At 59.3% G+C, this 19,125-nt stretch carries 26 protein-coding genes and 3 pseudogenes; 18 read left to right on the top strand and 11 right to left on the bottom strand.

The window, feature by feature from the left end; genetic code table 11:
- On the top strand, positions 1 to 192 hold a 192-nt coding region (locus HHJ19_RS04700), incomplete at its 5' end, for a hypothetical protein (RefSeq protein ID WP_296904529.1).
- On the opposite strand, the pseudogene HHJ19_RS04705 reads toward HHJ19_RS04700, so the two are convergent.
- Positions 189 to 732 (bottom strand): annotated as a pseudogene (locus tag HHJ19_RS04705) (DNA-3-methyladenine glycosylase). The gene HHJ19_RS04700 and the pseudogene HHJ19_RS04705 sit on opposite strands and share 4 nt — an antisense overlap.
- Positions 733 to 954: 222 nt before the next feature.
- On the opposite strand from HHJ19_RS04705, the gene HHJ19_RS04710 reads away from it, so the two are divergent.
- Positions 955 to 1,152 (top strand): hypothetical protein, encoded by a 198-nt coding sequence (locus HHJ19_RS04710; RefSeq protein WP_296904531.1) that lies wholly within the window; start codon positions 955 to 957, stop codon positions 1,150 to 1,152.
- 43 nt (positions 1,153 to 1,195) lie between these two features.
- On the opposite strand, the gene HHJ19_RS04715 is transcribed toward HHJ19_RS04710, so the two are convergent.
- Entirely contained in the window at positions 1,196 to 2,137 is a 942-nt protein-coding gene (locus HHJ19_RS04715) for a DUF808 domain-containing protein (protein WP_296904533.1), read from the bottom strand.
- Positions 2,138 to 2,367: 230 nt separating this feature from the next.
- Positions 2,368 to 2,712, bottom strand: coding sequence for a hypothetical protein (locus HHJ19_RS04720; RefSeq protein ID WP_296904535.1), 345 nt, complete (start codon positions 2,710 to 2,712; stop codon positions 2,368 to 2,370).
- A gap of 310 nt (positions 2,713 to 3,022) precedes the next feature.
- On the opposite strand from HHJ19_RS04720, the gene HHJ19_RS04725 reads away from it, so the two are divergent.
- On the top strand, positions 3,023 to 3,205 hold the full coding sequence (locus HHJ19_RS04725) for a hypothetical protein (RefSeq protein WP_296904537.1): 183 nt from the start codon (positions 3,023 to 3,025) through the stop codon (positions 3,203 to 3,205).
- A gap of 12 nt (positions 3,206 to 3,217) precedes the next feature.
- On the opposite strand, the gene HHJ19_RS04730 is transcribed toward HHJ19_RS04725, so the two are convergent.
- The gene (locus HHJ19_RS04730; RefSeq protein WP_296904539.1) at positions 3,218 to 3,739 is read right to left on the bottom strand and encodes a GNAT family N-acetyltransferase; all 522 of its coding nucleotides are present in this window, start codon (positions 3,737 to 3,739) and stop codon (positions 3,218 to 3,220) included.
- Between the two features lie 136 nt (positions 3,740 to 3,875).
- Here HHJ19_RS04730 and HHJ19_RS04735 point away from each other — a divergent pair, with 136 nt between their 5' ends.
- The 11 genes from HHJ19_RS04735 (at position 3,876) to HHJ19_RS04785 (ending at position 11,303) form a co-directional block, all read left to right on the top strand.
- The gene (locus HHJ19_RS04735; protein WP_296904541.1) at positions 3,876 to 4,214 is read left to right on the top strand and encodes a 2Fe-2S iron-sulfur cluster-binding protein; all 339 of its coding nucleotides are present in this window, start codon (positions 3,876 to 3,878) and stop codon (positions 4,212 to 4,214) included.
- A gap of 190 nt (positions 4,215 to 4,404) precedes the next feature.
- Entirely contained in the window at positions 4,405 to 5,472 is a 1,068-nt protein-coding gene (locus HHJ19_RS04740; protein WP_296904543.1) for a M14 family zinc carboxypeptidase, read from the top strand.
- 15 nt (positions 5,473 to 5,487) lie between these two features.
- Positions 5,488 to 6,252, top strand: coding sequence for an alpha/beta hydrolase (locus tag HHJ19_RS04745; protein ID WP_296904545.1), 765 nt, complete (start codon positions 5,488 to 5,490; stop codon positions 6,250 to 6,252).
- A 138-nt stretch (positions 6,253 to 6,390) separates the two neighbouring features.
- The gene (locus HHJ19_RS04750) at positions 6,391 to 7,149 is read left to right on the top strand and encodes a c-type cytochrome (RefSeq protein ID WP_296904547.1); all 759 of its coding nucleotides are present in this window, start codon (positions 6,391 to 6,393) and stop codon (positions 7,147 to 7,149) included.
- 10 nt (positions 7,150 to 7,159) lie between these two features.
- Positions 7,160 to 8,440 carry a cytochrome c gene (locus HHJ19_RS04755; RefSeq protein ID WP_296904549.1) on the top strand — a complete coding sequence of 427 codons (1,281 nt, stop codon included), beginning with the start codon at positions 7,160 to 7,162 and terminating at the stop codon, positions 8,438 to 8,440.
- A gap of 251 nt (positions 8,441 to 8,691) precedes the next feature.
- Positions 8,692 to 8,946 (top strand): hypothetical protein, encoded by a 255-nt coding sequence (locus tag HHJ19_RS04760; protein WP_296904551.1) that lies wholly within the window; start codon positions 8,692 to 8,694, stop codon positions 8,944 to 8,946.
- Positions 8,943 to 9,209 carry an ATP-binding cassette domain-containing protein gene (locus HHJ19_RS04765; RefSeq protein ID WP_296904552.1) on the top strand — a complete coding sequence of 89 codons (267 nt, stop codon included), beginning with the start codon at positions 8,943 to 8,945 and terminating at the stop codon, positions 9,207 to 9,209. Before HHJ19_RS04760 ends, HHJ19_RS04765 begins: the two co-directional genes overlap by 4 nt.
- A gap of 151 nt (positions 9,210 to 9,360) precedes the next feature.
- Positions 9,361 to 9,504, top strand: coding sequence for a hypothetical protein (locus tag HHJ19_RS04770; RefSeq protein ID WP_196869574.1), 144 nt, complete (start codon positions 9,361 to 9,363; stop codon positions 9,502 to 9,504).
- 7 nt (positions 9,505 to 9,511) lie between these two features.
- The gene (locus HHJ19_RS04775; protein ID WP_296904554.1) at positions 9,512 to 9,829 is read left to right on the top strand and encodes a VF530 family protein; all 318 of its coding nucleotides are present in this window, start codon (positions 9,512 to 9,514) and stop codon (positions 9,827 to 9,829) included.
- Between the two features lie 24 nt (positions 9,830 to 9,853).
- On the top strand, positions 9,854 to 10,513 hold the full coding sequence (locus HHJ19_RS04780; protein ID WP_296904556.1) for a pseudouridine synthase: 660 nt from the start codon (positions 9,854 to 9,856) through the stop codon (positions 10,511 to 10,513).
- A gap of 34 nt (positions 10,514 to 10,547) precedes the next feature.
- Complete coding sequence (locus HHJ19_RS04785; protein WP_296904558.1) at positions 10,548 to 11,303, top strand: SDR family NAD(P)-dependent oxidoreductase; 756 nt, start codon at positions 10,548 to 10,550, stop codon at positions 11,301 to 11,303.
- Between the two features lie 355 nt (positions 11,304 to 11,658).
- On the opposite strand, the gene HHJ19_RS04790 is transcribed toward HHJ19_RS04785, so the two are convergent.
- The 4 genes from HHJ19_RS04790 to HHJ19_RS04805 all read right to left on the bottom strand — a co-directional run bounded on the left by HHJ19_RS04790 (position 11,659) and on the right by HHJ19_RS04805 (position 13,419).
- Entirely contained in the window at positions 11,659 to 11,898 is a 240-nt protein-coding gene (locus HHJ19_RS04790; RefSeq protein ID WP_296904560.1) for a DUF465 domain-containing protein, read from the bottom strand.
- A 65-nt stretch (positions 11,899 to 11,963) separates the two neighbouring features.
- The gene (locus tag HHJ19_RS04795) at positions 11,964 to 12,401 is read right to left on the bottom strand and encodes a universal stress protein (RefSeq protein ID WP_296904562.1); all 438 of its coding nucleotides are present in this window, start codon (positions 12,399 to 12,401) and stop codon (positions 11,964 to 11,966) included.
- Between the two features lie 75 nt (positions 12,402 to 12,476).
- Positions 12,477 to 12,758 (bottom strand): DUF427 domain-containing protein, encoded by a 282-nt coding sequence (locus tag HHJ19_RS04800; RefSeq protein WP_296904564.1) that lies wholly within the window; start codon positions 12,756 to 12,758, stop codon positions 12,477 to 12,479.
- A gap of 163 nt (positions 12,759 to 12,921) precedes the next feature.
- Positions 12,922 to 13,419 (bottom strand): hypothetical protein, encoded by a 498-nt coding sequence (locus HHJ19_RS04805; RefSeq protein ID WP_296904566.1) that lies wholly within the window; start codon positions 13,417 to 13,419, stop codon positions 12,922 to 12,924.
- Between the two features lie 454 nt (positions 13,420 to 13,873).
- On the opposite strand from HHJ19_RS04805, the gene HHJ19_RS04810 reads away from it, so the two are divergent.
- From HHJ19_RS04810 to hemN, 3 genes and pseudogenes are all read left to right on the top strand, one after another.
- Positions 13,874 to 14,368, top strand: coding sequence for an SUF system Fe-S cluster assembly regulator (locus tag HHJ19_RS04810; protein ID WP_296904568.1), 495 nt, complete (start codon positions 13,874 to 13,876; stop codon positions 14,366 to 14,368).
- Positions 14,365 to 14,965: pseudogene (locus HHJ19_RS04815) on the top strand (Fe-S cluster assembly protein SufB); the annotation flags it as partial. The gene HHJ19_RS04810 and the pseudogene HHJ19_RS04815, both read left to right, overlap by 4 nt.
- Positions 14,966 to 15,071: 106 nt before the next feature.
- Positions 15,072 to 16,463 carry an oxygen-independent coproporphyrinogen III oxidase gene (hemN, locus tag HHJ19_RS04820; protein ID WP_296904570.1) on the top strand — a complete coding sequence of 464 codons (1,392 nt, stop codon included), beginning with the start codon at positions 15,072 to 15,074 and terminating at the stop codon, positions 16,461 to 16,463.
- A gap of 18 nt (positions 16,464 to 16,481) precedes the next feature.
- Here hemN and HHJ19_RS04825 read toward each other — a convergent pair.
- The 3 genes and pseudogenes from HHJ19_RS04825 to HHJ19_RS04835 form a co-directional block, all read right to left on the bottom strand.
- Positions 16,482 to 17,179: pseudogene (locus tag HHJ19_RS04825) on the bottom strand (2Fe-2S iron-sulfur cluster-binding protein).
- Between the two features lie 15 nt (positions 17,180 to 17,194).
- On the bottom strand, positions 17,195 to 17,746 hold the full coding sequence (locus HHJ19_RS04830) for a DUF488 family protein (RefSeq protein ID WP_296904572.1): 552 nt from the start codon (positions 17,744 to 17,746) through the stop codon (positions 17,195 to 17,197).
- A 7-nt stretch (positions 17,747 to 17,753) separates the two neighbouring features.
- The gene (locus tag HHJ19_RS04835; protein WP_296904574.1) at positions 17,754 to 17,939 is read right to left on the bottom strand and encodes a hypothetical protein; all 186 of its coding nucleotides are present in this window, start codon (positions 17,937 to 17,939) and stop codon (positions 17,754 to 17,756) included.
- Positions 17,940 to 18,495: 556 nt separating this feature from the next.
- Between HHJ19_RS04835 and HHJ19_RS04840 the strand changes: the two genes are divergently transcribed.
- Positions 18,496 to 19,053, top strand: a complete 558-nt coding sequence (locus tag HHJ19_RS04840) for a YaeQ family protein (protein ID WP_296904576.1) — start codon at positions 18,496 to 18,498, stop codon at positions 19,051 to 19,053.
- Positions 19,054 to 19,125 lie beyond the last annotated feature (72 nt).

The following is a 19,125-nucleotide window of genomic DNA, read 5'->3' on the forward strand; positions in this document are numbered from 1 at the left end:
CACTGCACCGCCTTGACTGGCAGCGCTTGTCGGCGGTTGTTCAACCCACTGCGCTGCGCGCCAGCCAGCTCGCGCGGCAACAGTGATTCAAACAGCGGGGTCTGTCGCGTCCCTGCCCGCTTTCTCTTGCGGCACGACCTGATCGAGAGCCAGCTGGCGGACAACGCTGACCGCGTGCCGGTGGCAGGCTAGCGAAACGGCCGGCTCAGGAAGCGCGAGCCCGCCAGACCAAAACGCCAGGGCTGCTCAATCGCCTTGGAAATGCCAACACGCGGACCTGCCAACACGGTCCGGGCCAGCCCCGGCTCGGGCGGGAAAAGCGTAAACGGCGGTTGGTCCAGCCGCATCCCGCTATAGCACGGGTCGATGCCCAGCGCCTGCCCAGAGCAGACGAACATCATCCAGGCGGCGCCGGGCGCGCATCAGGTCCAGCCCATCGATCGGCTCCAGCGCGCGCAGCAGCACCCCGGCGCCGTGCCCGGCTTCACGGCAAACAAAATTGATGCACCAGTGAATACCGTAGGAGCGGTATACATAGGCGCAGCCCGGCGGGCCAAACATGGCGGCATTGCGTGCATTCGGGCCGGAAAAACTGTGCGAGGCCGCGTCTTCGCGGTCATAGGCCTCGGTTTCGACGATGCGGCCGCCAACGCCATTGACCAGAACCACCGCGCCGATCAGCCTTCGCGCGACATCGCAGGCGTCGGTCGAAAAGTCGATGTCTGCAAGCAGAATAGGGAGCTGGGTCAAGGCGGTCCTGTGACGAGAAAAACATTGATTTTTACACGGCTCTTCCGGGACAGCGCCGCAAGCAAACATATCCCTGGCAAGGCCTGCCAGGCCTGGCTTGACTTGAAGCGCATTGCAAACCATCCTACGCCTGCCATCTTCCCGCGCCTACAACCGTAGCGGCCGATGCGGTCTAAGGTCTAGCCTCATGTCGAGGAGATTTTCATGCCTGGATTCATAGCCCCACCCCCTGACCGCGACAGCCGCAAAGCCATCGAGAAACGGGCCAGGGATGCGACCCAGCCAATCCAGCCAGAGAGTAAGGCTCGTTGGCCTTTTAGTGCGGCAGACACCTTCGCCAGCCCCGTCACCGCCGCCGGCGAAAAAACGCCGCCCGAAAAGAAGGACAAGCCTGCGGCCTGAAGCGGTCCGCACCAGAAGTTGAGCCCCCTACCCTGAATTGTGTTCAGGCAGCGCGAGGCGCAGGCAGCGCTTTCTTAACCAGCGTGACGCCGCCGAGCACCAGCGCGCCCGCCAGCAAACCGACCAACGCGTTTGCCAGAAAGGGGGTGAAAGTGGCCATAAAATCCGCCATCTTGCCAGCCTCCACGGCCAGCGCCTCAATGGCTTGGTCCAGTGCAGGAACACCATGCGTCAGTATGCCGCCACCGACCAGAAACATGGCAATGGTTCCTGCCACCGAAAGGCTTTTCATGAGCCACGGAGCGGCGCGCAATATGCCCTGACCCAGGTTGCGCTGAAAGCCGTGCCATGCGCTGACACCGGTCCGTTCACTCAGGTACAGCCCGCCGTCATCAAGCTTGACGATGCCGGCCACCAGGCCGTAGACCCCTACCGTCATGACAACGGCAATACCGCCAACGACCGTGAGCTGGGTGGAAAAGGGGCTGCCTTGCACCGTGCCCAGCGTGATGGCGACAATCTCGGCTGACAAAATGAAATCGGTGCGTATGGCGCCCTTGATCTTGCTCTTTTCGACGGTGCACAGGTCAACGGCAGGATCGGCCAGTGCGCTCGACAGCGTTTCATGCTCTGCTGCCTGCTCTGCCGCGCTACGCATGAACTTGTGCGCCAGTTTTTCGAAGCCTTCGAAGCACAGAAATGCGCCGCCCAGCATCAACAGCGGCGTGACTGCCCAGGGCACAAAGGCGCTGATGACCAGCGCCGCTGGAACCAAAATAGCCTTGTTGATGAACGAGCCCTTGGCCACCGCCCAAACCACGGGCAATTCCCGCTCGGCTTTCACGCCGGAGACCTGCTGGGCATTGAGCGCCAGGTCGTCACCCAGCACCCCTGCGGTTTTTTTGGCCGCCACCTTGGACAGCAAGGCCACGTCATCAAGCAGGGTAGAGATGTCGTCAATCAATGCAAGCAGGCTGGTTGCCATGGTTTTCCAAAAAGTTTTGAGTGACGACTTGCGCCGTGAAAACGAAAGGGTGTCGCACGCGGAAAACAGGCAATCGTGGCGCAAGCTGCGAGCGATAAGGCAAGGCTGGCCGTTTGCACCGTGCCCGGACAGGGGTGCCGGCGCAAGCCTGTAAGCTGAACCTGTCCGTCCGGAAAGGAAAAAACCGCCCTGGGGCGGTTCTTCGCTAGCGTGACGCAAGCCTCAATGCATCAGCGGGCTGTCAGGCGTCCGAGGATGAACCCCAGTGCTAGGGCCGCTCCCACCGCTTCAAGAGGCCTGTCCTGCACCCAGGACCTGGAACTCTCAAGGGCACGGGTCGGGGCTTCAGACATCCAGCGTGCCTGGTCTGAGAAACGGTCTGCCACATGGGAAGCATCGCTGGCAAGCTTGTTGACAGTGTCATGGGCGGCGGTGGAAACGCGGTCTACGGTGCTGCGCGCCGGATCCGCAACCTTGTCAATCGTGCTGTGCAAAGCCGCGCCAGCCGTATCCACACCCCGCTGAACAGCATTGTCAGACGACGGATTGCCGGAATTAAAAGGGGTGTTTTCCATGTTATTTCCTTTGAAAGTAAAAAGATTTTCGAAACTGCGAAAGCTGAACACAAGAGCAGCGAGACAGACGAAAAAAGGAAGGGAGTTACAGCCCCCTAAACGCTGAGATTAACTCTATGGCCTGCCTCAGTTCAATCCTGTGCGGCTGAAGCGAAAGCAGCTGTAGGACAAGACAGCGTCATTCTGCGCCGGTCCCGTCTGGCGGCCAATTCAAGCATCGGTTGCAGCCAACTGGTTGCACAATAAAGCCAGTGAGATGGCTTGCGCGTGACGCAAGTTCCGGCATCAAACCCAAAAGGAGAAATTTGCCATGCCAATTACCGCACGACTCCGGCGACGCGCACCACTTGCCTGCCCGGCTAATTCCCAGCCCCGCAAAGGGCCGGCAGAGGAAGCGGACGAAGACGAGGAAGGCCTGGAATTGCCGGTGAACCCTGATCAGGGAACGCCCCTCATTCCCGACGAAGAGGGGCAGATCCAGGCGCCGGGCTGAAATTTTCGGTCTTCAGTCAATCGCGCGATTGAGGCGTATTTCTTCGAGCCTGGCGCTGCCAAACTCGGTTGTCTTGAGCGTAGTCATCTCACGCTTGAAGCCGGCGCCATGTTCGCAAAACTGCAGCGCGCGTTCGTTGTGCAGTAGCACCCAGAGCGTGACCTGCGTGCAGCCCTCTTCCTTCAAACCGTCGCGTGCGCCATCCCAAAGCGCCAGGCCAGCGCCCTTGCCCCAGTGGGCTGGCAAAACATAAATGGCCCAGATTTCGCCAACCGTGGAGCGGGTTTTTGCGTCGCGTGAACGGTCGTAGCCGACAAAGCCGACGATTTGCTCGCCCTCTGTTGCCACCAGCAACTGCGGCTCGCTGTACTCGATCGCTTCGCGCCAGTACGCCTGGCGCTTTTCCAGCGTCATCTTGCCGAGGTAATCAGCAGGCATCACATCCTTGTACGCGGCTTGCCAGGTGGCAACGTGAATTTCGGCAATCGCTTTGGCATCGCGGGCGGTGGCGGGACGAACGGAGTAGCTGGACATTGGAAAAATCGCTTGTGAATATCGGTGAGCAAATGCCCGGGAGGCAAGATTGTCGCGCAAATCACGGCAAGACTTTGCGGCACTGGGGTAAATTCGGTGCTCGCCTGCCAAGCGCACTTTGCATAACCTTAACACCATGCCACCCCTCAGCCCGAAGTCAGCCACCCACCATCAGGCCGCAGTGGCGCAGGCCGAGTGCGCTGTTTTCCGGGCGCGCCTGGAACCGGCTGGCCGCAACTTTGACGCGCCCGCCAATCTGCCCTTGCTGCAGGCGGCCGAACGCGCCGGGTTGATGCTGCTGGCAAGCTCTTGCCGTAACGGCACCTGCCGCAGCTGCATCTGCCGTCTGGCCAGCGGCCAGGTGACTTACCTCATCGAGTGGCCGGGTTTGAGCGCCGAGGAAAAGCAGGCGGGATTCATACTGCCCTGCGTGGCCTGCGCGGCGTCCGATGTGGTGATCGGGCCGCCTTTTTGACCGCCCGCGGCGGGCCAACCGGTTGCCGTGGCGATATCTCAGTCAAATAGCCGTCTGGTCCAATTAAAATGGCCACTTCTAGCTATTGTTATGATAGCAAACAGTGATTGGCGACTGGTGACTTGAAAAAAGTTTCTGCCATTTTGGCGGCGCACATTGTCCTGTCAAACAACTGTGCAAGGATGAGCTGATGGACTCTTTTCATCGCGCTTTCGACCCGCCACCCCTGGCCGCCACCCCGGAGAGCGGCGCGACCTTCGACGAGCATGAGGAACTCAAGGCCATTTTGCGGGCGGGCAGTGCGCTGTTCGACAGCCAGACCGTGGGCCGGATTACCGCCGGGGCCCGCTCTTTTCCGCTGCTGGTTGCCAGCATCGGCTCGCGCGACCCGCTGGCGCCGGCGGTCGGTTTTTTTGGCGGCATTCACGGGCTGGAGCGTATCGGAACGCAGCTGATCCTGGCCTACATGCGCGCACTGCTGTTTCGCCTGGAGTGGGACGGGCTGCTGCACCTGCAGCTACAAAAAGTCAAGCTGGTGTTCATGCCCATCGTCAACCCCGGCGGCATGTGGGCGCACACCCGCGCCAACCCTCAGGGCGTGGACCTGATGCGCAACGCGCCGCAAAAAGCCGAGAGCGGCGTGCCTTTTCTGGCGGGCGGCCAGACCCTGAGCGCCCTACTTCCCTGGTACTGCGGCCGGCCGGGCGCGCCGATGGAAACAGAAAGCACCGCTTTGCTGCAGGTGGTGCACGAGCAGCTCGCCAGTCGACCCTTCAGTCTGGCGCTGGATTGCCATTCGGGTTATGGCTTTGACGACAGCCTCTGGTTTCCCTACGCGAAAACGCGCCGGCTGATGGCCAATCTCCCCGAAATGTTCGCGCTCAAGACCATGCTGGAGCAGTCGCATCCGCACCACGACTACCGCTTTGAACCACAAAGCAACCAGTATCTGCTGCACGGCGACCTGTGGGACCGTGCCTATGACCACGCCCCGGCAGGCCATGTTTTTTTGCCGATGACACTGGAACTGGGCTCGTGGCTGTGGATACGCAAAAATCCGCGTCAGCTGTTTTCCCGGCACGGCATTTTCAACCCCATCAAGGTGCACCGCACCAAGCGCGTGCTGCGCCGTCATGCCGATCTGCTGGACTTCCTGGCGCGCGCCGCCTTTGCCGCGCCAAACTGGCTCCCGCCAGCCGAGCGCCGGGCCCAGCTCACGAAACTAGCGATGGCGTACTGGCGGCCAAGGCGGGTTTGATGAAGAAGGTGGTCCATGAACTGGATACTGTTGAGAGGCCTGACGCGTGAGGCCAGACACTGGGAAAAATTGCCGCAACTGCTGGCCTGCGTGGTGTGTCCCGCCGGGCTTGCCGGCGTCGATCAGGTCGTGGCGCTGGACCTGCCAGGCAACGGCAAGTTTGCCGCGCAGGCCTCGCCATGGTCGGTGCGCGACATGGTGGAATTTTTGCGCCAGCAGTTGCTCGCCAGGGCATGCCAGCCGCCCTACAGCCTGCTGGCCATGTCGCTTGGCGGCATGGTGGCAGCCGACTGGGCGCAGCGCTATCCGCGGGAAATTGCCAGGCTGGTGCTGATCAACACCAGCCTGCGCGCCTTCAGCAGCGTCAGCCAAAGGTTGCGGCCCGGCAGCTGGCTGCGGCTGGCGCTGCTGGCGGCGCGCTGGGGTGAGGCAGAGCCAGCTGAACGCCTTATCCACCAGCTTACCTGCCGACGTCTCAGCTTTCAAAACGAAGACTTGGCGAGCTGGCTCAGCATCCGCAAGGACAGGCCGGTGAGCGCCGCCAACGCCGGCCGCCAGCTTTGGGCTGCGGCGCGCTTTTCAGGCGCCCGCAAGCCCGACTGCCCGACGCTGGTGTTGTCGTCCAGCGGCGACCAGCTGGTGCATCCGCGCTGTTCGGCCAGCCTGGCCCACGCCTGGCAGGCCCCCTACCATGCGCACCCTTGGGCCGGTCACGACCTGGCGCACGACGACGCCGCCTGGCTTTGCCAGCGCATTGCAGTCTGGCTTGACAAGGTCTAGTTTGCTATGTTTTTAATAGCTATTGATATTGATACTCTATAGACTAGAAGCCGATTTGTCTGATTTTCCCGATGGATGCCGCTGATTTGAAGTTACCTGCAGCTCACGCAGGCGGTTCAGGTAGTGCATGATCCGGCCATGGCCAAGCCCCGCTCCTCCTTTTTACCCCGGCTGGTGGCTTTCGCCGTCGCGGCCGGCATCGTCTGGACGGCAACAAACCCGGCGCTGGCCGCCGCACCGTTTGAAGACAACATTGCCCAGCGCACACTGGCCTGCACCGCCTGTCATGGCCAGCAAGGGCGGGCCGCGCCCGACGGCTATTACCCGCGACTTGCCGGCAAACCGGTCGGTTACCTTTACAACCAGCTGCTCAATTTTCGCGACGGGCGGCGCCATTACGGCCTGATGACACAGCTGATTGACCCGCTGAGCGATGCCTATCTGCTGGAAATGGCGCAGTATTTCTCGGGCCTTGAAGTGCCCTACCCCGCGCCGTTGCCCAGTCCGGCATCTGCCGATGTGCTGCGCCTGGGTCGGCAGCTGGTCATGCAGGGGGACAGCGCGCGCCAGATTCCCGCTTGCGTGCAATGCCACGGCCAGGCGATGACCGGTGTGGCACCCGACATCCCGGGCCTGCTGGGGTTGCCGCGCGACTACCTGAATGCGCAGCTCGGTGCCTGGAAAGCTGGTCAGCGCCGCGCCCAGGAGCCGGACTGCATGAAAGACATGGTGGCGCGCCTCAGCCTGCAGGACATCAATGCAGTGGCCAGCTGGGTCGCGGCCAAGCCGCTGCCCGCCGACATCCACCCGGCCAAAGCCCTGCCTGCCCTGGCACCGGGAGCAGCGGCTATCCGTTGCGGCAGCGCGCCCGCAACAGGCGCTGCCCCGCCGAAGTGAAGGCTCAAAAATGAAAACGGTTATCAAGCTAGCGCTTGGCGTGGCGATGCTGGCCCTGGTGACAGGTGCCGTAGTCTGGACACTGAATGTGCGAGACGAGCTGAAGATATCGGCACCTGTGGCTTACGCGCCGAGTGAGGTTCTGGTTGCGCGCGGCGCCTACCTCGCGCAGGCTGGCAATTGCATGACCTGCCACACCGCCCGTGGCGGCCAGCGCTACGCCGGTGGGCTGGCGATTCCCACGCCTTTTGGCACCGTCTTCACGTCCAACCTTACACCCGACGAAAATACCGGCATCGGCAACTGGTCGTCAGCCCACTTCTGGCGCGCCATGCACAACGGCCGTTCAAAAAGCGGTCGCTTGCTCTATCCGGCGTTCCCCTACACCAACTACACCCAGGTCACGCGGGAAGACTCGGACGCGATTTTTGCCTATCTCCGCAGCCTGCCCGCCGTGGTGCAGTCGAACCGGCCCCACGCGCTGCGTTTTCCTTACCAGTCGCAGGTGGCACTTGCGGTGTGGCGCGCGCTGTATTTCAGGCCTGGCGTGTTCCAGCCCGATGCTGGCCGCAGCGCCGATTGGAATCGCGGCGCCTACCTTGTCCAGGGGCTGGGACACTGCAGCGCCTGCCATTCACCGCGCGACGCACTGGGCGGCATAGGCAAGGGGCTGGAACTGACGGGCGGCCTGATTCCAATGCAAAACTGGTATGCGCCCTCGCTTGGCTCGCCGCATGAGGCGGGCATGGCCGACTGGGACCGGGAGCAGATCGTCAGCCTGCTCCAGACCGGTGTGTCGGCACAGGCATCGGTCAGCGGTCCGATGAGCGAAGTGGTGCTGCGCAGCACCCAGTACCTGACGCGGGAAGACTTGGGCGCAATGGCGCAGTACCTGAAAGAACTACCGCGCGAAAACCCGAAGCGCCAGGTAATCGTCGGCCAGGCACCAACTATCGACACTGCAAAGGCCGCCAAGCTGTATGAGCAGCATTGCGCGCAGTGCCACGGTGCCAAAGGTCAGGGCGTGACCAATGCTTATCCGGCACTCGCGGGCAACCGCGCAGTGACGATGGCATCGACGGAAAACCTGGTGCAGATGGTGCTGGGCGGCGGTTACGCGCCTGCCACCGCAGGCAACCCGCGCCCTTTCGGCATGCCGCCCTTTGTGCTGGTGCTGAATGACGCTGACGTGGCCGCGGTCGTCACGCATATCCGCGTTTCCTGGGGTAATCAGGCGGGCGGCATCACGCCGATGCAGGTGCAGCGGGTGCGCAGCAACCAGGCCCGATGATTTCATTTCCAGTGGACACCAGAGCAGGCGCCCCGCTACCGACTGCGCGCGGCATGGCTGGGCGGCGCAGGCACATCCCGCTTCGATGCAAAAATGAAAACCTGAAATTATCCATTCATGCGGTCGCGGCTGGTCAGGGCTGGCAAAGCGTTGAACCAACAAGCTGCCACCAACAGCGTGCAGCTGCCGCCAGCGATCACCGAAACGACTGGCCCGGGCAAGCGAGCCGTTGGCTGCCGGCGGGCGCCGCAGTGCTGACGCTGCTAGCGCCGGCCAACATCAAGGCGCAGTTCTTCCTGCCACAGCCGCAGTTGGGCGCCATCAACCAGCCGGTGCGCCTGCAATGCCACGGCTGGGGCGCGCCGATTCCGGCCAATATCGATGCATCGCGCGCAGCGAAAGACACCTCGCCCATCATCTACCGCACGAAAAAACGCGCCAAGCGGGTCTTCATGGTCGAGGCGCGCACCAAGCCCGCAGGACGTGCGCCGCCTGCATTCTGGTGAACCGCCGGAGGTACGGCTGCTGGCATCATGATGGCAACAGTGCAAGCGGTGATGTCAAGGTGCGGGTCCTGCCCAGCCGCCATGGCGACCGCGTCGTGGTGGACCCTTTGGACATGCGCTTGCCCAAGGGCCGCATCTATGGCTTCCTCGGACCCAACGGTTGCGGCAAGATCACCACGCTCCGAATGTTGTGCGGCCTGCGCACGCCCGACGCGGGCGAAGACACCTGCATAAAACCGGCTTGCCGCAGACCCGGCGCTTAACCTCGGCCCGACATCGGAGGTCTTTGAGCCTGAAAGCCAGCAAATGCACCGCAGTGTCATGGTCTCCGTGTTTGAAATGATTGACTTGACAGCTCGTCCACAGATAGAGTTGCACTGATAATCAGTGCATCACACCTTACTGGAGAAAGTCATGGCAAAAGGTCAGCAAAACAACGACAAAATGGTCAAGAAGCCGAAAAAAGATAGCTCGCCACCCAAGCTGGTGTCGCCTGACGCGGTACGCCCGACCGTCGTGACCCAGGTACCGGTTCGGGGCAAGCTGAAAAACAAATAGAAAAGTGATGGTAACGTCCTCTGGTCCTTCGCCTGCCACGCCGGCAGAGCCAGCGGCAACGCCGGACCAGCCTGACAACCCGCTGCATGGCATCACGCTGGAAACCATCGTGACGGCGCTGGCTGCCCATTACGGCTGGGAAGAACTGGGGCAGCGCATTAGCATCCGCTGCTTCACCAGCGACCCCGGCGTGACATCCAGCCTGAAGTTTTTGCGCAAAACACCCTGGGCTCGTGAAAAAGTCGAAAGCCTCTATCTTTTCATGCTGCGCGAAATCAGGCGCGCCAGCCCGACGGTTCACAATTTTCCACCGCCGAAAGCCTGAGGCTTGTGAGCCATCAGCAGCAGCATGACCGGGGCGAGCAAGGTTTTTGAGTTGGTGTATGCCGATAACAGCCTGCTGGTTTTGAACAAGCCTTCGGGCCTGCTCGCGGTGCCGGGGCGCGGTGAAGACAAGCAGGATTGTCTCAGTCGCAGGGTGCAGTCAGTCCATCCTGACGCGCTGGTCGTGCACCGGCTTGACATGGCTACCTCCGGCCTGATGCTCATGGCGCGCGGCCTGACGATGCAGCGCGAACTCAGCCAGATGTTCGAACGCCGCGAAGTCCACAAACGGTATCTGGCCGTTGTACACGGATGCCTGGTGCCCGCGACAGGACCGGACGGCTGGGGCCTGATTGACCTGCCGATTGCGGTGGACTGGCCACGTCGTCCGCTGCGCATCATCGACGCCGCGCACGGCAAGCCCAGCCAGACCCGATGGCGTGTGCTGAAGTTTGACGAAGTCACTCGCAGCACCCGTGTCGAACTGGAACCGCTAACTGGCCGCTCCCACCAGTTGCGCGTGCATCTTCAGGCGCTGGGCCATCCGATCCTCGGTGATGCACTGTATGCGCCTGAAGCCGTGCAGGCCAGTGCGTCTCGTTTGCTGCTCCACGCATGCAGCTTGCAATTTTTGCATCCCCTCGAAAGCAGCATGATGGCGCTGCAAAGCGCCGCCAGTTTTTAGCGGCATTTCCCGTCTGACGGGCTACCATGCAAGCATGACGCAACGACTTACAGTACTCACAGGCGCATCACGCGGCATGGGACTGGCCATGGCTTGCGAGTTGCTCACGCGGGGCCATACCGTGCTCTGCATTTCGCGTAGCCATCCAGAAGAATTAGCACGGCATGCCCATGAAACGGGCGCCGCGCTACTGCAATGGAGCCACGATCTCGCCGAAAGCGCCGCGCCCGCCACGCGGCTGGAGAACTGGCTGCGCGGGCAGGACAGCAAGGCCTGGACCAGCGCAACGCTCATCAACAATGCCGGCGTGATTCCGCATATCGGCCCTCTGAGCGAAATCCAGCCCGCTGACCTGGCCCGCGCCCTACGCGTCGGGCTAGAGGCTCCCATGCAGCTCACGGCGGCCTTCCTGCGCGCAACCGAAGACTGGTCAGGCGAGCGCAAGGTGCTCAATATCTCGTCGGGATTGGCGCGCCGTGCGATGGCATCGCAAGCGGCCTATTGCGCAGCCAAGGCCGGCATGGACCATTTCACCCGCTGCGTGGCGCTGGAAGAAGCGGGCAAGATCAACGGAGCCAAAGTCTGCTCACTGGCGCCTGGCGTAATGGACACCGCCATGCAGCTTCAATTGCGCGGCGCAGACGTGGCGGCTTTTCCAGACCGGGAAAGTTTTGCACGACTTAAAAGCGAAGGCCGGCTCGCGCCGCCCGACGAAGCGGCGCACCGCGTGCTGGCCTGGCTGGCCCGGCCCGACTTTGGAGCGCAGCCGGTGGCAGACGTCAGGGAATAAGGCCGGGGCTCAATACCCGTCGGGCACCAAGATCACCGGCTGGCGCACCTAGTTTTCATGACGCACCCGTTCTGGCAATACGATTGCTGGATGCTCGGTTTCCTGACGAGGCATTTGCTGCAGCAGGTGATGAACGCAATTAAGGGCACTCTTTCGCCATAGCCAAAGTTTGTCAAACAGGCAGCTTGGCGCTAAAGTGTTTCAGTCTGATGAAAACCCTGAATCAATTGATTGAAAGGTCCAGTCGTCGCCGCCCCGGACACTAGAGTGATGCGTCTTGTTTTGTAGCTTGCAATCAGCGTAAATACATCACCGGGCCGTCAATTCATTCAAGAAATGACCGCCGGGCCAAGTGTCAAGACGCTTTGAGAATTCCGTAAATTTCATCCTTGATTTTCAGCCGCTTTTTCTTCAACGCTTCAAGCGCCTCATCGGTAATCAGACCGATCCCCTGTTCGTATTTGATGATGGCGTGATTGTCTGCGTCGTATTGGGAAAAAAGGCTTATAAAATGCGGATCGGATGTTTTCAGGGCGCGCATTTTCTGCAGGTATTGAGGAAACTCATGTGCCAGATCGTGATTCAGTAAATCCATGAAAAACTCCTTGTGACAAACCGGGACGCAGCAGCTCGAGGCGGCATCGGAAGAAAGCCCCACGCTCAGTCGCGAACAACCAGTACCGACAAATGAGCGTGCGACAACACCTGGGCAGTAACGCTACCCAGTACCAATTTCTCCAGTCCACGGCGACCATGGGAGCCCATGATCACCAAGTCGGCGTTAATGGCCTCCGCAGTGTCAAGAATGCTGCGGTAAACCGTAGGGCCCTCCACTACCGAACCCTTGACCGGAATCGCGTGTTCCTCAAAAATCCGGGTAGCGGCACTGATGGCTCCCTCCGCTTCTGCTGTGGCGGCGCTGAGGTATTCGGCTTGGCCGTAGGAGAAATCTGTCCCCACGCCAGTAAAAGCATAGGGGTCAATGACATAAATCAATGTCACCGTACTCTTGAATTTTTCGGCTATGACCAACGTTTTGTCGATCGCCTGGCGCGCCGTCGAAGAACCATCAATCGGGACGAGAATATGCTCGAACATGCGCAATCTCCTTGAAAATCAGGAAAATATTCCGAGGCATCCGTCATGTTCTGTCGATGCCTGCTTCGCAGATGCTCAAGGTTCGATCTTCACGCCCTTCCAGAACGCGACATGTCCCTTGATATTTTCGGCGCCTGATTTCGGGTCGGGGTAAAACCACGCTGCATCGGTGTTCATTTCCCCATTGACCAGCAAAGAATAGTAACTCGCCTGACCTTTCCAAGCGCAGGTCGTGTGATGGTTGCTGAAAGTCACGAAGTCGCGATTGAGCGAACCCTCGGGGAAATAGTGGTTGCCTTCAAGCACCACGGTGTCGTCACTTTGCGCAATGACTGCGCCGTTCCAGATTGCTTTCATGGGTTCCTTCCTGAAATGGCTTTGATCTTCTCACAATACCGCTGTCCCCAAGCGTGCGTCATGCTGACACCGACTGAAGACTGCCCGTTTTTGCCGCCGCCACTGGAAAAATACCAATGAAAGTCACCTTTACTCCGCAAAGCGTAAGGGAGAAAAATGTTACTTAATCGCGATCCTTTTTGTTGTGGCCCTTGCCCTTGTCCTTATCTTTCCCGTTGCCGTTGCCGTTGCCGTGACCTTTATCGTAGTCCCGGCCCCGATCATCTTCATATCCGCGATGGTCATCCCTCTCATTGCCTCTGCGTCGCTCGAAGTCATCATCGCCATTGACCCTGACAAAGTAGACCTGGCGATCACAGGCGTTGTACTTGGCGCAGTGCTTGGACCACTTTTTGGCGTGCCCTGGAGGAACGTGCAGATATAGCGGTGGTTGCTGCACTAGCACCGGCGCTCGCTGAATAATGACAGGCTGCACGTAAATCAGTGGCGGGGGTGGCGCATTGCCGATTTCAATGCGGCCGTAAACGCCCGGCGCCAAAGCACCTTCCACCGTTGCATTGGCATAAGGCGTGGAAGCTTGCGCAGTACCGCCCAGCAGCCCAGACATCGAACCCAGGCCGAAAAGGCCGGCCACTATCAAAGATTTGACTTTTCTATTCATGATTTCTTTCGTAAGTGCCTAGTTTCAGAATTTGTCCTGCGGCCCTGAGGGCGCGTGCGTCAGTGGCAGCAAAAACTCGAAGAAAGTTGACGATGACCGCCGGGCTAACTAAGGAACTCCTGACAATAACCTTGGAGCCTGCCCGCAATGCACGCAAATCATTGTCTTGCGGCTGCAGAGCCGTCCTGCAACAACCAGCTCGTCACCAGCCTTGTTAATCCGTGTGGCCTTGGCTTCCATAAAAACCTCCTTCTCCACTGGATACTTGTAACAGGCGGACCCGATACGCAATGTAGGACGAGGTGACATTCGTAAGCAAAAGCTTTTCGCTTCAATGAATTGCAACTGCAACCCGCGTCAAGCCGGGTTGCCAACAAGGCTTTCCAGACTTGCAGTCTTGCTGCTTCCAAAACAGGACTAAATTGGTACTGTTTAATAACTATCGACTATCAACTTGCTAAGACTGAGCAAAATGGCTGATTACGGGACTGTCGTCATGACAGCCTTGATCCATGATGCAGAAACGAGTCGAAGCGCGCCCGAGATTGCGGCTGCGATTCATGCACCGGTACCAACGGTCAGCAAGATTCTCAAGATATTGGCGCGTGGTGGTTTGGTAGTGTCACTGCGCGGCGCCAGGGGCGGCTATTTGCTGGCCAGACCCGCCGGGCAGATTTCGTTGGTCGACATCATCGACGCTATGGACGGCCCGATAGGGATGACCGAGTGCAGCGTCACTCCCGGTCTGTGCGCGCAGGAGTCCGCTTGCGCGGTGCGGGCCAACTGGCAACGCATCAACCAGGCGGTGATTGGCGTGTTGCAAAACATCACCCTTGCAGACATGCTCACCCCGGTAAACCGCCCGGTCAATGCCAGCGCCATCATGCTCGCACGAACACCGAAACAGGCATCGCCGACGGCGACTACGACGCAGGAAGAAGAAGCATGACAGCGACCGACCCCCTGCTCAATGGAGTCATTGGCAATGAATACCGCCACGGTTTCGTCACCGAGCTTGAAAACGACAGCCTGCCACGCGGCTTGACGGACAAAACAGTCCGCATGATTTCTGCGCGCAAGAACGAATCAGCCTTCATGCTGGAATGGCGGTTGAAGGCGTTTCACCACTGGCTCACGCTGAAGAAGCCCAACTGGTCAACGGTGAAATATCCAGCTATCGACTACCAGGACATCATCTACTTCTCGGCGCCGAAATCCATGAAAAATGGCCCGCAAAGCCTAGCCGATGTTGATCCCGAATTGTTGCGCACCTACGAAAAACTCGGCGTTCCGCTGCATGAGCGCGAGCGCCTTGCCGGGGTGGCAGTGGATGCGGTATTCGACAGCGTTTCGGTCGGCACAACTTACAAGGACAAGCTGGCCGAACTCGGCATCATCTTCGGCTCGTTTTCGGATGCGGTGCGCGAACACCCCGACCTGGTGCAGCAGTATCTTGGCACGGTAGTGCCTTATTCCGACAAAATTCTTTGCAGCGCTAAATGCAGCCGTGTTTTCAGACGGCTCGTTTTGCTACATCCCACCTGGCCGCACCGTCGATCAACCCAACAATCATGACTCAATCGGGGCAGGTCTTCCAAAACCGTACCGATTTGCGGGAAAATTGTTCCCATCACCTTTATCTGGATTTTTCCATGAACTTTCCTTTGCCCGATATCGAACTCTCCGAAGAACTGATTCGCAAGTTCGACACCCTAGGTCCGCGCTACACCTCCTACCCGACCGCTGACCGCTTTCATACCGGTTTTACCGAACAGTCCTGCCTGGGCCATCTCGAACAGCGTGCGAAAAGCCCGCACAACCCGCCGCTGTCAATTTACGTGCATTTGCCGTTTTGCGAGTCGCTCTGTTATTTTTGCGCCTGCAACAAGATTATTACCAAAGAGCATGGCCGAGCGACGGAGTACCTGCGTTATCTCGACAGGGAAATGGCGTTGGTGGCCTCGCACATTGGGGCTGACCGCAAGGCGGTGCAACTGCATTTGGGCGGCGGCACGCCGACTTTCTTTAGCGCCGATGAATTGGGCCAGCTGATGACCATGCTGCGCCGGCATTTTGACTTTACGCCCGACGCCGAACTGGGCGTGGAGATTGATCCGCGCACGGTCGGGGACGGCACATTGGCCATGCTGGCTGAGCTTGGTTTTAACCGCAACAGTTTTGGCGTACAGGACTTTGACCCGGCCGTGCAGCAGGCCATCAATCGCATTCAGCCGCTTGAAATGGTCGAAAAAGCCGTTGAAGACAGCCGCAAGGCGAATTTCGAGTCGATCAACGCCGACCTGATTTACGGCCTGCCCAAGCAGACGCTTGAGAGCTTTGGCCGCACACTCGACAGCCTGATTCGCGTCGCGCCGGATCGCATCGCGCTATACAACTATGCGCATCTGCCCCAGCGCTTCAAGGCTCAGCGGCTGATTGACGACAGCGATCTGCCTTCAGCCGAGGAGCGCCTGCAGATCTTTTTGATGTCCATGCAGCGTCTGCTTGATGCCGGTTACGTCTATATCGGGCTGGATCATTTTTCCAAACCTGACGACGAGTTGAACAAGGCGCGCCTGAACAAAAGCCTGCATCGCAATTTTCAGGGCTACACCACGCGCTCCGAGTGCGACCTGATCGGTTTTGGGGTTTCGGCCATCAGCAAGGTCGGCAATTCCTACAGCCAGTCGGTGCGAACGGTTAACGCTTACTATGAGCGCCTCGATCAGAACCAGCTCCCGATTGAAAAAGGCTTTGAATTGAGCCAGGACGATCTGCTCAGGCGCGACATCATCATGACGCTGATGTGCAGCGCGCCAGTCGAAATCGACGCCATTAACCAGAAGTACGGCATTGACTTCAACCGCTATTTTGCCCCCGAACTTATGCTGCTCAGGCAATATGAAGAGGCTGGCCTCATCACCATAAGCCCGCTGGCCATTTGCGTAACAGCCAAGGGCCGGCTGTTCGTACGGGCCAGCGGCATGGTGTTTGACAAATACCTGACCCAGCCCACCACCTCGACCTATTCCAAGCTGATTTGAGTTACTCCAGCGTAAACTTTAAAAATATTTTTCGACAAGCAGCAGCCGAGTTCTTTCAATTGCGCGGGACGGCTCCGGGCCCTCTGCACAGACTCCGGTGCAATTCATGATGGTGCGATACCGAAACAGGCGATAGACATTGTTCAGGTTCTCAAGCCGCGCTGCGGCGAGGTGATCGCGGCTGTCGGCGATAAGGCGCCGGGCTTGCTACTGTCCGGCGGGACCGGCAAATTTATCAAGTTTCACCAGAGCCATAGAGCACCGGATGGAGCAGCCGGCACACAGGATTCACTCATAAAAACCGTTGAGTTCATCGCTTTCCTGCAGCGACTGCGAACGCTCTCTTTCAGGCGATGCACCGTCGTTGATCGGACAGGGCTTGATCGGGCATTGCTGTTTTAAAAACCGCGTCATGTCGACCACCAGATCGCAAATTACCGGAAAACTCGGGAGCGGGCGCAAGACAGTGGGCGCCTTCAGAGCCCTCACCGGCGTCACGCACGCCAGTCTGTTGCGACCATTGATGTTGATGGTGTGGAGCCTTACACGCCATGGCGGCAGGATTTACGCAGGCTCAGCGTCCCATCTTGCTGTTTGATTCGCAGCATCACATTGAGCAACATCTGGTGAGTTGGCTCCAGCGCAATGTCATGGTCCTTCAGACCGGGCTTGGCGTTGTCGGCCTCGGGATCAAAGCGACAGGCTAAAAATTTCATGCTTCTCTCCTGTCCCTATTCAGCGGCTTCAGGCGGGTAGGTAATCTTCAGGCCGTCAACATACGCCCAGGGAGTGAGCACATGCAGCTTGCGACCTTTGCCGCCGATGATGTCTTCAACCCTTACGCCGCGGACGGTCAGCGCATCGGCGATGAGCGAGCGATGACAGCGCCATGGCACCACTTCGGCACACATCAGGACGCAGCACTCATGATCGGCCAGACGCGCGACCTGCTCCACATTTTCCGAGAATTCCAGCGTCTGCATGTAGTCCGCGTAGCCGCGAAATGACGTGTTGCGCCACCCTTCGTTGATGGAGCCAGCGTGCGTGTGGCGCAGTCCGCCCAAGCCGGGCATGTGCGTGTAGTCAATGCCGACGCCACGCAGCGAGGCCGGCAGCGAGTCGGTGTTAAATTGCGGATTGTGGCGCGAGCGCGGCACGGTTCGCACATCAACAACGTGGTGCACCTGATTGGTTTTCAAGAGCTCAATAAAGGCGTCCAGCGAATGCGTGGAGTGTCCGATGGTGCAGACAAGGGGTTTCAGCTTGATCCGCCCGGGCTTCATTTGCGCTTCAGTGCTGCGTCAGCAACAAGATTTTCAGCATGCATAGGGCAAGCCCGGTCAGGATAAACCCAATTACTGCCAGAACACCAGCGCGCATATGCAAGAGCTTGACGTGGTTCAGGATCACTTCGCGAAGGCCTACCCGGGCGGGGGTCAGCAATGCAACAAAAAACAGCGCAGTGGTGACTGGCATCGGCATGCCAGTCATCCAGCCGCGCCAGTCGACTAAAAAGCATGTACACATCGGTAAAGCGCTGCACCAGCCAGGCACCCAGACCGCATAAGGCTTTCTTCAAAACAAGGCCCCCCACGCTCAACATTGCAATGACCAGCTCGCTGCAATTGACAATCCAGACACGGGTGCTTACGACGGGCGAGGGGAATTCCGAACGCCAGCAGAACGCCGCTCATGCGGTGAACAATGGAAGTGCCCAAACCGACCGGCATCCGCTTCTAAATTAGTTTAAAAAAAACCGGGCGCTTCGTTTGCGTTCTTTGGTTCATTGAAATGGCGTCATTACAGCTTTCCAAATGGCAACGAAGACAATTTTTTCGCGTACGACACGCCAATATAGACCTGTATGGCCACATTTGCCAGAGTCTGAGCGATCAGATCAGCTCAACCTTTCGCGGTGGCGGGGCGGCGGCGCCTGGGATCGCCGGAAAAGGCTGTTCCAATAGAAGGTTTAACGCGAAGCCCCGGGTTGCATGAAGGTCTCCGGTGGTTTGCCCTTTTGAAACGACGCCCCATGGCCATCAAAGCCACTATTCACAAAGCCCAACTGCAGATCGCCGACATGGACCGTGGCGTCTATGCCGACCACAGCGTGATTATTGCGCGCCATCCGTCGGAAACCGACGAGCGCATGATGATTCGCCTGCTTGCCTTCGCGCTCAACGTACCGGGTGACGACAAACGCGGCAACCTGGAGTTTGCCAAAGACCTGTGGGATGTCGATGAGCCCGCGCTGTGGCACAAGGACTACACCGACGCCGTGCTGCATTGGATAGACGTCGGCCAGCCCGACGACAAGCGCCTGATGCGCGCCGCCGGCCGTGCCGAACGCGTCACGGTCTTCAGCTTTTCGAGCAGTACGCCGGTGTGGTGGAAAGGCATTGAGACAAAACTTACGCGCGCGGCCAATCTGGTGGTGTGGCAGATTGAAGCGGCGCAAAGCCAGGCGCTGGCCAGGCTGGCCGAACGCGGCATGCAGCTGCAGGTCACGGTTCAAGACGGCACGGTGTGGATGAGCAGCGACACCGATTCGGTTGAAATCACGCCGCGCAGGCTCACGGCGGGCGGCTGAGCCCCACGTTTTCGGTTGATAGTTTTTTGATAGCTACTAATGACCGTAGTTATTGGACTAAAGGCGCATTTC

The sequence above is a fragment of the Polaromonas sp. genome (assembly GCF_012927415.1).
In the GTDB taxonomy this organism is placed as follows: Bacteria; Pseudomonadota; Gammaproteobacteria; order Burkholderiales; family Burkholderiaceae_C; genus Polaromonas.